This is a genomic window from Pseudomonas sp. GW821-FHT09C10 (assembly GCF_059418085.1).
The window spans coordinates 48,857-61,349 of sequence record NZ_JBWKPE010000009.1 but is presented as its reverse complement, the minus strand read 5'-3'; the positions used below and the strand labels follow the sequence as shown (position 1 = coordinate 61,349).

General features: G+C 63.1%; 12 protein-coding genes. 3 read left to right on the top strand and 9 right to left on the bottom strand.

Annotated features, from left to right (window positions below; translation table 11 throughout):
* Nucleotides 1–29: 29 nt before the first annotated feature.
* The 3 genes from zapE to AC07OT_RS18000 all read right to left on the bottom strand — a co-directional run bounded on the left by zapE (nucleotide 30) and on the right by AC07OT_RS18000 (nucleotide 2,427).
* Nucleotides 30–1,124, bottom strand: a complete 1,095-nt coding sequence (gene zapE, locus AC07OT_RS18010) for a cell division protein ZapE (RefSeq protein WP_495108657.1) — start codon at nucleotides 1,122–1,124, stop codon at nucleotides 30–32.
* A gap of 62 nt (nucleotides 1,125–1,186) precedes the next feature.
* A complete protein-coding gene (locus AC07OT_RS18005) occupies nucleotides 1,187–1,924 on the bottom strand; it encodes an anti-sigma factor family protein (RefSeq protein WP_495108656.1) in 738 nt (245 codons plus the stop codon).
* Nucleotides 1,921–2,427: an RNA polymerase sigma factor gene (locus tag AC07OT_RS18000; RefSeq protein WP_495108655.1), complete on the bottom strand. Its 507-nt coding sequence runs from the start codon at nucleotides 2,425–2,427 to the stop codon at nucleotides 1,921–1,923. Before AC07OT_RS18000 ends, AC07OT_RS18005 begins: the two co-directional genes overlap by 4 nt.
* Before the next feature lie 169 nt (nucleotides 2,428–2,596).
* Here AC07OT_RS18000 and AC07OT_RS17995 point away from each other — a divergent pair, with 169 nt between their 5' ends.
* Both AC07OT_RS17995 and AC07OT_RS17990 read left to right on the top strand, forming a co-directional pair.
* On the top strand, nucleotides 2,597–3,679 hold the full coding sequence (locus tag AC07OT_RS17995) for a catalase family peroxidase (protein WP_495108654.1): 1,083 nt from the start codon (nucleotides 2,597–2,599) through the stop codon (nucleotides 3,677–3,679).
* Complete coding sequence (locus AC07OT_RS17990) at nucleotides 3,676–4,215, top strand: cytochrome b (RefSeq protein WP_495108653.1); 540 nt, start codon at nucleotides 3,676–3,678, stop codon at nucleotides 4,213–4,215. Before AC07OT_RS17995 ends, AC07OT_RS17990 begins: the two co-directional genes overlap by 4 nt.
* 18 nt (nucleotides 4,216–4,233) lie before the next feature.
* Here AC07OT_RS17990 and AC07OT_RS17985 read toward each other — a convergent pair whose 3' ends face one another.
* Nucleotides 4,234–5,385, bottom strand: coding sequence for a M14 family metallopeptidase (locus AC07OT_RS17985; protein WP_495108652.1), 1,152 nt, complete (start codon nucleotides 5,383–5,385; stop codon nucleotides 4,234–4,236).
* Between the two features lie 464 nt (nucleotides 5,386–5,849).
* The gene (locus AC07OT_RS17980; RefSeq protein ID WP_115488508.1) at nucleotides 5,850–6,200 is read right to left on the bottom strand and encodes a DUF6124 family protein; all 351 of its coding nucleotides are present in this window, start codon (nucleotides 6,198–6,200) and stop codon (nucleotides 5,850–5,852) included.
* Between the two features lie 131 nt (nucleotides 6,201–6,331).
* Between AC07OT_RS17980 and AC07OT_RS17975 the strand changes: the two genes are divergently transcribed.
* A complete protein-coding gene (locus tag AC07OT_RS17975; RefSeq protein ID WP_495108651.1) occupies nucleotides 6,332–6,967 on the top strand; it encodes a LexA family protein in 636 nt (211 codons plus the stop codon).
* Here AC07OT_RS17975 and AC07OT_RS17970 read toward each other — a convergent pair.
* Genes AC07OT_RS17970 through AC07OT_RS17955 form a run of 4 tightly spaced genes read right to left on the bottom strand, consistent with a single transcriptional unit; the run spans nucleotide 6,964 to nucleotide 12,490 of the window.
* Nucleotides 6,964–8,889: an acetyl/propionyl/methylcrotonyl-CoA carboxylase subunit alpha gene (locus AC07OT_RS17970; protein WP_495108650.1), complete on the bottom strand. Its 1,926-nt coding sequence runs from the start codon at nucleotides 8,887–8,889 to the stop codon at nucleotides 6,964–6,966. The genes AC07OT_RS17975 and AC07OT_RS17970 overlap by 4 nt on opposite strands.
* Nucleotides 8,886–9,692: a gamma-carboxygeranoyl-CoA hydratase gene (locus AC07OT_RS17965; protein WP_253491157.1), complete on the bottom strand. Its 807-nt coding sequence runs from the start codon at nucleotides 9,690–9,692 to the stop codon at nucleotides 8,886–8,888. The genes AC07OT_RS17970 and AC07OT_RS17965 overlap by 4 nt, the downstream gene beginning before the upstream one ends.
* A gap of 15 nt (nucleotides 9,693–9,707) precedes the next feature.
* Nucleotides 9,708–11,315 carry a carboxyl transferase domain-containing protein gene (locus AC07OT_RS17960; RefSeq protein ID WP_495108649.1) on the bottom strand — a complete coding sequence of 536 codons (1,608 nt, stop codon included), beginning with the start codon at nucleotides 11,313–11,315 and terminating at the stop codon, nucleotides 9,708–9,710.
* A gap of 11 nt (nucleotides 11,316–11,326) precedes the next feature.
* Nucleotides 11,327–12,490, bottom strand: coding sequence for an isovaleryl-CoA dehydrogenase (locus tag AC07OT_RS17955; RefSeq protein ID WP_065940118.1), 1,164 nt, complete (start codon nucleotides 12,488–12,490; stop codon nucleotides 11,327–11,329).
* Nucleotides 12,491–12,493: the final 3 nt, after the last annotated feature.

Here is a 12,493-nt window from a genome sequence, read left to right as displayed (position 1 = left end):
GTCACTCGGCAAGGGGGCGTAAATGGCGCTCATGATACCGGGTCGCGCACCCGTTGCGGGTCGGCCTGTTGCAATTGGTTCAGGCGGCTGGCGGTGCGCGCCAGGTCGATGGCCTGGCCGCTCATGGCCTGTGCCAGCGGTTGTTCGCCGATCAGGATCAGGTGCTTGTCCTTGTCGTAAAGCACGTCCACCAAGTTGATAAACCGCTGCTGCACGGCGATCGGGCAGTCTGCCAGGCGGGGCAGGCCGTCGATGACCCAGCGATCGAACGCCTCGCACAGCAATAGGTAGTCCATCACCGCCGTCAGCTGTTCGCACAGGTCGTTGAAGGTGAATACGATGGTGCGGGCGTGATGCTGGCGGCAGATCAATGTGCGGTTGCCCACCGTCAGCGTCTGCGGCGGGCCGCCGCTGACCGGCAGGCCGAGCGCTGTACGCTGGGCCTGCGTGCCCGGCCACAGGTAACAACCGGTGGTAAAGCGTTGCGCGGCATGGGCCTGGGGCAGGCTGCGAAAGTCCTCGGGCGAACTGACTTCCAGCACGTCCATACGCGCGGCAATCAAGTCGATCACCGGCTTGAAACGCTCGTGGTACAGCGGGTTGGGCAACAGCCCTTCGGGTGGATAATTGGAGGTGACCAGCACCCACACGCCACGCTGGAACAGGGCCTTGAACAACCGGGTAATCAGCATGGCATCGCCGATGTCGTGCACGTGGAACTCGTCGAAACACAGCACGCGGCAGCCGTCGAGCAGTTCGTCCAGGGTCATGGCCAAGGCATCGTCCGTCGCCTGGTGCGTAAACATACCGCGGTGCAGTCGGGCGAAAAACTCATGGAAATGCACGCGTTGCTTTTCGGCGATGGGCAGCGCCTGGAAGAAACCGTCCAGCAGCCAGCTTTTGCCGCGCCCCACCGGGCCGTGCAGGTACAGGCTGCGGGTAGGCTGGCTGGCGAGCAGGTGGTGGGTCTGGCGCGCCATCGCGGCGATGGCCTGGGTTTGGCCTGCACTGAGGGTGTAACCCAGTTGCCGGGCTTTGTCCTGAAAGAACGTCTGGATGGGCGTGTCGTCCAGTGTGTCGGTTTTTTTACCGAGCAAACGACGGATAAGGGGGAGCACGGCCAATGCGAGTCACTCTGTAGTGCGGTGGTCGCTTACTTTAGGGCGCCCGTGGCGATTTGACCAATCTAGAACGGCTGCAGGGGCGGCGTCGGCTGGTCCGTCGGGCTGACCACCGCATAGTTGTAGCCGCCGCCGGACCAGTATTGCGCTTGCAACCCATCCGCCGTGCGCTCGCCACGGGGCAGGAAACCGTTGTCCGGGCCAGGTGGGCGGATGTAGAAGCTGATGCGCCGACCTTGTGCGTCCTGGTACAGCACCATGGCGGCGGCGCCTTGATCAGTGGTGAGCAGTCGCCCGCTGACGGGTGTGAAGCCCTCCTGGCTCAAGTCCGGCAGGCGATGGGCTTGATTGAAGTAGCGGTCGAGCCACGCCTGCATCGTGCCGAGGTCCTGGCCGTTGTAGTCAGCGGGCATGATGCCCTCCTGGGCAAACAGGCGGAACGCTTGCATCGCATCGGCCATCGGCAGCAGCGGCGGTTGCGTGGCTTCACGGGCCTGCCAGCCGCCGAGGCCACCGAGGCTGACGGCCATCAGCAGCACCGCGGCGGTGGCAAAGTGGCGGCGCGTCTGGTGCTTAAGGCGCTGGCGAATCAGCGCCGGGTCCAGCGCCGGGTTGGCCGGCTGTTGCAGGGCGCCGCTCAAGGACGCGCGCAGCAATTGCGCGTCCTGCTGCCACGCCTGCACTTGGGCCGCGACCTCGGGGTGGGCGGCCAGGTAGGTTTCGAGCACACGGCGATCACTGTCCAGGAGTTGGTGATCGACGTAGGCATGCAGGTCGCGTTCGCTGGGGGGCAGGCTGATCATTTGAGTATCCGCAGGGAAGGGCTGGCGATGTCGCCATCGCTGAGTTGACGCAACGCTTGGCGCGCCCGGGACAGGCGCGACATCACGGTGCCGATCGGCACCTCGAGTATTTGCGCGACTTCCTTGTAGCTCAAACCCTCCACCGACACCCACAACAGCAGCGCACGTTGTTCTGTGTTGAGTTGGTCGAAGGCTTGCAGGGTCGCCTGGGCGATGACGGTGCGCTCCACCGACGGCTGCGCATCATCGCGGCCGGTAAAGAATTCCAGCATGCGTGCATAGCGCCGGGTGCGGCGGTGGGCATCGAGGAACTGCCGGTAGAGGATCGAGAACAGCCACGCGCGCAGATCGCCCTCGACGCGCCTGTCGGCCCAGCGGGTGATCGCTCGCTCCAGGGTCGTCTGCACCAGGTCGTCGGCACTGCTGGCGTTACGGGTCAGGGACACAGCGAAACGCCGCAGCCTGGGGATGAGTTCACGTAACGGTTCGTCGAGTTCATGCATGGGCGTCTGGCTGGTCACTACGCTGGGACTAGAGAGACGTCCGGCGTGAACGGTTATTCCCGGCCGTGGAAAATAAATCCAGGGCCTGGGAATAGAGCGGATCGGCGTTCGTCTTAATGCTCCGACCTTATGGTTACCCCCAAAGGCCTTCAGGCCCTGGAGTCTGTTCATGGTAGATCACTCATCACCGCCACGTCCTCCGTTAAGCACGGCGAGCCTGATCGCGCGGCTTGCGGGTATTGGTGCCGTGGTTGCGGTTATGGCCGGGGCATTTGCCTACGTCAACGGCAGCCTCGACCCACAACGCCTGCGCCCGAAAACCCTGGTCAATGCCCTGGAAACCAACAACGGCGTGCACCCGGGATTCCGGCGTAACCATGCCAAGGGCGTGTGCGTGGCCGGGTATTTCGAAAGCAGTGCCGAGGCGCGTGCCTACTCCCGCGCCGAGGTGTTCAGCGCGGCCAGGACGCCGTTGATCGGCCGCTTCGCCCTGCCCAGCGGCAACCCCTATGCGCCGGACAGCAGTGTGCCGATCCGCAGCTTTGCCGTGCAGTTCAGCCTGGACAACGGCCAGCAATGGCGCACCGGCATGAACAGCATGCCGGTATTCCCGGTGGGCACGCCCGAGGCGTTCTACCAGTTGCTCAAGGCCGGCGCGCCGGACCCGGCCACCGGCAAGCCGAACCCGGCGAATATGCCGGCGTTTTTTGCCGCTCACCCTGAGGCGGCGCCATTCCTGGCGTGGGTCAAGACGGCCAGGCCATCGGCCAGTTATGCGACCGAAACCTATAACGGTATCAACGCGTTTTACCTGGTGAGTGCCGAGGGCAAGCGCCAGGCCGTGCGCTGGGGCGTAGTGCCCCAGAGTCAGGATGCAGCGGGGGAGACCGCACCGGCGGGCAGCGACTTTCTAGAGAAAGACCTGGTGCAACGCCTGGCCTCAGGGCCGTTGCGTTGGCAATTGAACATGACCCTGGCCAACCCCGGCGACCCGCTGGAGGACGCGAGCAAACCCTGGAGCGGTGAGCACAAGGTGTTGAATGCCGGCACCCTGGTGCTGCAAAGCAGCCAGCCCCAGGCCGACGGTGATTGTCGCGACATTAATTTCGACCCGTTGATTTTGCCCAGCGGCATCGAAGCCTCCAATGATCCGCTGCTGGCTGCACGTTCGGCGGCGTATGCCAGTTCGTACCTGCGCCGTGCCGGTGAAGTCAGCCCCTTGCACAGTGCCCCAGCGGAGTCGAAGCCATGAATGCCCAACCACGGTTTTTTACGCCCCTGGCGCGCCTGCTGCACTGGTTGATGGCGCTGATGGTCATCGCCATGTTGTTTATCGGCGCAGGCCTGGCGGCGTCAGTGTCGGAGCGGCATGAGTGGTTGATCCACCTGCACAAGCCGCTGGGGATCGCGATCCTGGTGCTGGTGATCGTGCGCCTGGCGGTGCGCTTCTCCACCCGCCAGCCGCCGTTGCCGTCTGACTTGCCGCTGTGGCAGGTGCTGGCAGCCAAGGCGTCCCATCTGGTCTTGTATGGGTTGATGTTGGTATTGCCGCTGCTGGGCTGGGCGATGATTTCGGCGGCGGGCGATCCGGTGATGCTCAGCAGTTCGGTGCAGTTGCCGGCGCTGGTGGCGGCGGATGCACCGCTGTTTGCGCTATTGCGCAAGGCCCATGGGTATCTGGCGTACCTGCTGTTCCTGACGGTACTGCTGCACCTGGCGGCGGCGCTGTTCCATGGGTTGATTCGGCGCGATGGTGTGCTGCAGAGCATGACCGGCACCAAGGACTGATGCCGGGGGCCAGGGGCGTTAGCGCAGGACCGTGACGATATCGGCCACGGTGCTCAAGACGTCCTTGGCCAGCTGTTTGGAACGTTCGCCTGACCAACCGGTTTTCGGATTGGGGGCGTCGTCGTTGTCCTTGAACGGCATTTCCAGGGTCAGGGACAGGCAGTCGTATTGCTCGCCGACGGCATTGCAGGCCAGGGTCATATTGGCTTCACCCGGCAAGTCACGGGTGTAGCCGTGGGTGGTTTGGAAGTCACGGGTCAGCGAACTCAAATGGCTGCGGAAGCGTTTTTCCAGCGCTTCAATACGCGGGGTGTAGCCGGGGTTGCCTTCGCACGCGGCGGTGAACACGTAGGGGATTTCTTCGTCGCCGTGGATATCGAGGAACAGGTCGACACCGTACTGTTCCATTTGCTGTTGCACGAACAGCACTTCCGGGCTGATCTCCAGGCTGGCGCTTTGCCAGGCGCGATTGAGGTCCTGGCCCATGGCGTTAGTGCGCAGGTGACCGTGGAAGGCGCCGTCGGGGTTCATGTTCGGAACCAGGTACAGGTCGGCAACGGCCAGGAGCTTTTTCATCTCGGCATCGCCATCCTGTTGCAGGCGTTCGATGATGCCCTCCATGAACCATTCGGCCATGTGTTCGCCGGGGTGCTGCTGGGCAATGATCCAGACATTGCGTCGGCCTTCGCCGCCTTTGCCACGTCGCAACAGTTGAATATCGCGGCCCTCGACACTTTTGCCGGTGGCCAGCACTTGGGTGCCGGCGTACTTCAGGGCCTGGTCGATCAGCCAGTCGTGGCGTTCGCGGCTGTAGGGCTCGAAGTAGGCCAACCAGGCATGTTTCTCACGGGTTTCGAGGCTGATGTGCAGGATCTCGCCGTCGAAGCGCGTAGGGACTCGGAACCAGTTGACGTGATCATAAGACGCGACAGCGTTGTAGCCGCTCCAGGCGTGCTTATACGAAGAGCCACCGGCGTTGCTCAGACGAAAGTTATGGGTGTGGCCCACGTGCATGCCTTCGGCTTTGAAGTGGAACCATTGGTAATGGTGGCTGCGGGTATCGGGTTGGATGGCCAGCAGCAACTGGTAGGCGTCGCTGGCGTCGAGCACCTGGATATTGCCACTGTCGAAGTCGGTGCTGATCTTGATGGAGGTCAAGGCCACGGTCATAGTCTGGTTGCCTGAATATGAGTGTTGTGGCGGCTATATTACACAGGAGTCTGGTAAAGCCTGGATGCAAAATTGTTGCGGGGGAGGGGGGCGTCGTCCGTGACGCCGCCGCAGCTTAGAATCTATGAGATTGATTCTCAAGCGCTATTTCGCAGAGATGTGCGCTGCAGCACTGGACTGGCTTTCTTTTGGCGATGGTCTTTTGCTACCATGCGCGCCATCAAGCAACACACAGTCTTCATTAGCCTGAAGCCATGCCAGGGAAACTGGCAAAAAAAAGACCCGGCCAAAGAGCCGGGTCAAAAACCGTGATTAGCCTGATGAGGAGATATTCCAAGAGTCCGACCTAAGGTCCCTTGGTCTATCGACTGATCTCGCGATCAGCTGAGCCCAATAATAATCATTATCATTTGCAAGTCAAATGTTTTTATCCATGGGATAGAAATATTTTTCTTTCGCGGCTGTTATCCGTTCGCCCGAACCTCCGGTGCCTGCAACGACCGCTCGACCATCGCCTTCGCCATATCAATCAAATACACCACTGAAAACGCCAGGTCGCGCTGGTTGCCGTGATGGCTGCTCGCTGATTCGTAGGCCGTGGCGGCGGCACTGCGCAACAGGTCCGAGGCGTGCACCAGGGCTTCCTCCTGGCTGATGCCGGGCTTGATGGCGAAAAAGCTGTCATCCGGGACGGGTGCTGACATATTTTCTTTCAAGTAGAAGTCCAAGGCACGCTGTGCAGCACCGCTGCTGCGCAGGTTTTGCACGTCATCGTTTTCGGGTGTTTCAGGCAGGAGATACGGGCTCGTCGTCATAAGGGTCGGTACTCTGGGTGGGTGTCGAAAACCTTATGCTCGATGATAGTACGTATCGTATTTATGTCGTTTTATGGATTACTACAAACTGTTTATTGCCCTGGAAACTGGCTGACGTATTGTCGGCGGCCATGGATAAATGGATAGCGTTGGTCAAGGCCAACATGAAAGACCGCAAGGTCACCCAGGGTGAGTTGGCTGAACGCTTGGGCATGTCCCAGGGGGGCGTTGGCCACTGGCTCAACAAGCGCCGCGTGCCGAGCCTGGCGGATATGAACCGGGTGCTGTCAGAGTTGGGGCTGGGCGACCTGGAAGTGGTGCAGGAGCTGCGTGAGAAGGCCGACGAGGTCGTAGACCCGGCAAGACAGTACACGGCGTATTTTCGCTACCCGGTCAGCGAGTGGAAAGGCCTGGGCGAAACTCGCGAAGAGCGCCCGGCCTATGGCGCCGCACGCTTCGAACCGACGGATTACCACGCCCGGGGCGACGCCTACTGGCTGCCGGTGACGAGCGACGCCATGACCGCGCTCAGCGGCCCGAGCATAGCAGCGGGGATGATGATCCTGGTAGATCCGGCCATCGCCGCCGAACCCGGCAAACTGGTAGTCGCCCAACGGGCCGGCAGTACCCAGGCGACCTTCCGGCAGTTGCTGGAAGAGAGCGGCCAGCTCTACCTGGTGCCGCTCAACCCCACCTACCCGAAACTGCTGTTCACCGTCGATTGCCGCATCCTCGGCGTCGTCGTGCAAGCCACGGTGAAGTTCTAGTCCGCCGTTTCGAGCTCCACCAACGCACACCCTTCGGCAACCATTTCGCCCTCCTGGCAGAACAGCGCCTTGACTACCCCGGCCTGGGGCGCGCGGATGCTGTGCTCCATCTTCATCGCTTCGAGCACCACCAACTGGGTGCCGGCCTCGACCGTTTGGCCGACGTCCACCAGCACCCGCACGATGCTGCCGTTCATCGGTGCCGTGAGGCCGCCCTGGTGCGACTGGTTGGCCTCGACAGCGGCAATCGGATCGAACAGGCTCACGCCCTGCATCTCGCCGTCCCAACGCAGGAAAACCGTGTGCTCGTTGCGCACTGCCAGATGTGAACGACGGACGCCCTGGTGTTCGATCACTAACTGTTCGCCCTGCAATGTCGCGACGCCGGCGGCCAGTGTCACCAGGCGGTCCTGGCCATTGCAGCTCAAGTGCAGCGAGACCTCGGCGGGCAATCCTGCACGGAATCCACCGGTGTCCGCCCATGGCCCGTCACCTGGGGGCAAGCTCTGCATGAAGGCAGAACCTGCGGCCTGCCAGAATTCATCGCTCAACGTCCCGGCCACCGGCAGAAGTTCGTCCTGGTAGCGCGGAATAAATCCGGTATCCAGCTCAGCTGCCGCAAATGCCGGATGACCAATAATGCGCCGCAGGAAGCCCAGGTTGGTCTTCAGCCCACCCACGGCAAACTCGTCGAGCATGCTCAGCAAGCGCAGGCGCGCCTGTTCACGGTCTTCACCCCAGGCAATCAGCTTGCCGAGCATCGGGTCATAGAACGGCGACACGTCGTCTCCTTGCTCGACACCACTGTCCACGCGACGCCCTGGGCCTGGCGCGGACTCGCGATACAGCGCCAGGTGCCCGGTGGCGGGCAGGAAGTCGTTGGCCGGGTCTTCGGCGTACAAGCGCACTTCAATCGCATGGCCGATCAATGGCACCTGCTCCTGGGTGATCGGCAGCGCCTCGCCCTGGGCGACGCGAATCTGCCAGGCCACCAGGTCCAGGCCGGTAATCGCTTCGGTGACCGGGTGTTCCACCTGCAGCCGGGTGTTCATCTCCATGAAGAAAAACTCGCCGCGCGCATCCAGCAGGAACTCCACCGTGCCCGCACCGACATAACCGATGGCCTGGGCCGCACGCACCGCCGCTTCGCCCATGGCCTTGCGCTGTGCAACGCTCAGCCCCGGTGCCGGGGCTTCCTCGACGACCTTTTGGTGGCGGCGTTGGATCGAGCAATCCCGCTCGTTGAGGTACAGGCAATGCCCATGCTGATCGGCAAATACCTGGATCTCTACGTGGCGTGGCTTGAGCAGGTATTTCTCCACCAGCATCTGCCCATTGCCGAAGGACGACAGCGCCTCACGTTGGGCCGAGGCCAGGGCTTCGGCGAGCTGGCTGACATCCTCCACCACTTTCATGCCCTTGCCGCCGCCCCCGGCCGTGGCCTTGAGCAGCACCGGATAGCCGATGCGCTCACAGGCGTCGCGGAAGGTTTCCAGGTCCTGTTCCGTGCCGTGATATCCCGGCACCAGGGGCACGCCGGCGGTTTCCATCAGGGCCTTGGCGGCGGACTTACTGCCCATGGCGTCGATGGCCGAGGCGGGCGGCCCGAGGAAGATCAGGCCCGCTGCCTCGATCGCACGGGCAAACCCGGCGTTTTCCGACAGGAAGCCGTAGCCTGGGTGAATGGCCTGGGCACCGCTGGCCTGGGCGGCGGCGAGCAATTTGTCGATTTGCAGGTAGCTCTCGGTCGCTTTGCTGCCCCCCAGGTCGACGCGAATATCCGCCTCGCGGCTGTGTCGCGCATCACGGTCGACGGCGCTGTGCACCGCCACGGTGGTCAGGCCCATGGCCTTGGCGGTGCGCATCACCCGGCAGGCAATCTCGCCGCGGTTGGCCACCAGTACGGTGGTCAGCGTGCTCATGAACGCGGCTCCTGGGGCTGCCAGCTGGGTGGGCGTTTTTGCAGGAAAGCGCGTAAACCCTCCTGGCCTTCGGCGCTGACACGGATGCGCGCAATGGCATTTTCGCAATAGCGGCGCAGGGCAGGGGTGAGCGCGCCGTTACCGACTTCGCGCAGCAGGTCCTTGCTGGCGCGCATCGCCGCCGGGCTGTTTTGCAGCAGGTTAGTGACCCACTGTTCCACCTGTTGGTCCAATTCACCAATCGGGTAGCTTTCCGCCAGCAGGCCGATTTCCCGTGCACGCTGGCCGCCAAACCGCTCGGCGGTCAGGGCGTAGCGCCGCGCCGCCCGCTCGCCGATGGCCTGCACCACGAACGGGCTGATCACGGCCGGGGCCAGGCCGATGCGCACTTCCGACAGGCAGAACTGCGCGTCATCGGCGCCGATGGCCATGTCGCAGCAACTGATCAGACCCAGCGCGCCGCCGTAGGCCGCGCCTTGCACCACTGCCAGGGTGGGGATTTTCAGCTTGGCCAGGTTGTACATCAGCTCCGCCAGTTCGCGGGCGTCGTCCAGGTTGGTGTGGTAATCCAGTTCGGCCGACTGCTGCATCCAGGCCAGATCGGCACCGGCGCTGAAGTGCCTGCCGCGCCCACGCAGGACCAGGAAACGCAGGGACGCATCACCTTGCACATGGTCGAGGGCGATGATCAGTTCGCGGATCATCTCGGCGTTGAACGCGTTGTTCTTGGCTTCTCGGCTGAGCCACAGGGTGGCAAAGCCACGGCTGTCGGTGATCAGTTCGAGGGTGTTGAAATCGCTCATGGGGGACAGCTCCATTTACATGCGGAACACGCCGAAGCGGCTCGGCTCGATGGGGGCATTCAGCGCGGCGGACAAGGCCAGGGCCAGCACATCGCGGGTTTGCATCGGGTCGATGACGCCGTCGTCCCACAGGCGTGCGCTGGAGTAATAGGGGTGACCCTGGGTTTCGTACTGGTCGAGGATCGGCTGCTTGATCGCCGCTTCCTCTTCAACGCTGAAGCCGACGCCTGCCCGTTCTGCCTGCTCACGCTTGACCTGCACCAGCACGCCTGCGGCCTGTTCGGCGCCCATCACACCAATCCGCGCGTTGGGCCACATCCACAAAAAACGCGGGTCATAGGCGCGGCCACACATGCCGTAGTTGCCGGCGCCAAAGCTGCCGCCGATGATCACCGTGAATTTCGGCACCTTGGCGCACGCCACTGCAGTCACCAGCTTGGCGCCGTGCTTGGCGATGCCACCGGCTTCGTATTTCTGGCCGACCATAAACCCGGTGATGTTCTGCAGGAACAGCAGTGGAATCCCGCGTTGGCAGGCCAACTCGATAAAGTGCGCGCCTTTTTGCGCGGCTTCGGCGAACAGAATCCCGTTGTTCGCCAGGATCGCAATCGGGTAACCGTGCAAATGCGCGAAGCCGCACACCAGGGTGGTGCCGAACAGCGCCTTGAACTCATCGAACACCGAGCCATCCACCAGCCGTGCGATCACTTCGCGCACATCGAACGGCTGCTTGGCATCGGCCGGGATCACGCCGTAGAGCTCTTCGCTGCTGTACAACGGCGCCACGGGCGTGCGTTGCAGCAATTGGCCTTGCTTGCGCCAATTGAGGTTGGCCACGCTGCGGCGGGCCAGGGCCAGGGCGTGTTCATCACTGTCGGCATAGTGGTCGGCCACGCCGGATATCCTGCAGTGCACATCGGCACCGCCGAGGTCTTCGGCGCTGACCACTTCACCGGTAGCGGCTTTCACCAGCGGCGGGCCGGCCAGGAAGATCGTCGCTTGGTTGCGCACCATGATCGCTTCGTCGGCCATGGCCGGCACGTAGGCGCCACCGGCGGTGCACGAGCCCATCACCACGGCGATCTGCGGGATGCCCTGGGCACTCATGTTGGCCTGGTTGAAGAAGATCCGCCCGAAGTGCTCGCGGTCGGGAAACACTTCATCCTGGCGCGGCAGATTGGCGCCGCCGGAATCCACCAGGTAAATGCACGGCAGGCGGTTCTGCTCGGCGATGGTCTGGGCGCGCAGGTGTTTTTTCACCGTGAGCGGGTAGTAGGAGCCGCCTTTGACCGTGGCGTCGTTGGCGACGATCATGCATTCGACGCCTTCCACGCGGCCGATCCCGGCAATCACCCCGGCCGCCGGCACGTCTTCGCCGTACACCTGATGGGCGGCCAGTTGGCTGAGTTCAAGGAACGGCGAGCCCGGGTCCAGCAGGCGATTGATGCGCTCGCGCGGCAGCAGTTTGCCGCGTGAGGTGTGACGCTCCTGGGCCTTGGCGCCGCCGCCTTGCTGCACGTGGGCGAGCAGGGTATGCAGGGCGTCGACCTGTTGGCGCATCGCCGCGCTGTTGCTGGCGAACTCCGCCGAGCGTGGGTTGAGCTGGGTGTGCAAGGTGGCCATGGGACGCTCCTTCAGCGGGTTTCGTTGAAGAGTTCGCGACCGATCAGCATCCGCCGAATCTCACTGGTGCCGGCGCCGATTTCATACAGCTTGGCGTCCCGCAGCAGGCGCCCGGCGGGGAATTCATTGATGTAGCCATTGCCGCCGAGGATCTGGATCGCGTCGAGGGCCATTTGCGTGGCGCGTTCGGCGCTGTACAGGATCACCCCGGCCGCATCCTTGCGCGTGGTTTCGCCGCGTTCGCAGGCCTGGGCCACCGCGTAGAGGTAGGCGCGGCTGGCGTTGAGCTGGGTGTACATGTCGGCGACCTTGCCCTGGATCAGCTGGAACTCGCCGATGCTTTGGCCGAACTGCTTGCGATCGTGGATGTAGGGCACGATCAGGTCCATGCACGCCTGCATGATCCCGGTGGGGCCGCCGGACAGCACCACGCGCTCGTAATCGAGGCCGCTCATCAGCACTTTCACGCCGCCGTTGAGCACGCCGAGGATGTTTTCTTCCGGCACTTCGAGGTCATCGAAAAACAGCTCGCAGGTGTTGGAGCCACGCATGCCGAGCTTGTCGAACTTGTTGCTGCGGCTGAAGCCTTTCCAGTCGCGCTCGACGATAAACGCGGTGATGCCGTGGGGGCCCTTTTCCAGGTCGGTCTTGGCGTAGATCACATAGGTGCTGGCGTCGGGGCCGTTGGTGATCCAGGTCTTGCTGCCGTTGAGCACATAGTGGTCGCCGTGTTTGTCGGCGCGCAGTTTCATCGAGACCACGTCGGAACCGGCGTTGGGTTCGCTCATGGCCAGGGCGCCGACGTGCTCGCCGCTGATCAGTTTGGGCAGGTACTTGAGTTTCTGTTCGTGAGTACCGTTGCGGTTGATCTGGTTCACGCACAGGTTGGAGTGGGCGCCGTAGGACAACGCCACCGAGGCCGAGCCACGGCTGATTTCTTCCATGCTCACCACGTGGGCCAGGTAGCCCAGGCCGGCGCCGCCGTATTCTTCCGGTACGGTGATGCCCAGCAGGCCCATGTCCCCGAACTTACGCCACAGGTCGGCGGGGAACAGGTTGTCGATGTCGATCTGTGCCGCACGGGGCGCGATTTCCTTGGCCACGAAGGACTGCACCTGGTCGCGCAGCATGTCGATGGTTTCACCGAGGGCGAAGTTCAGGGACGGGTAACTCATGGA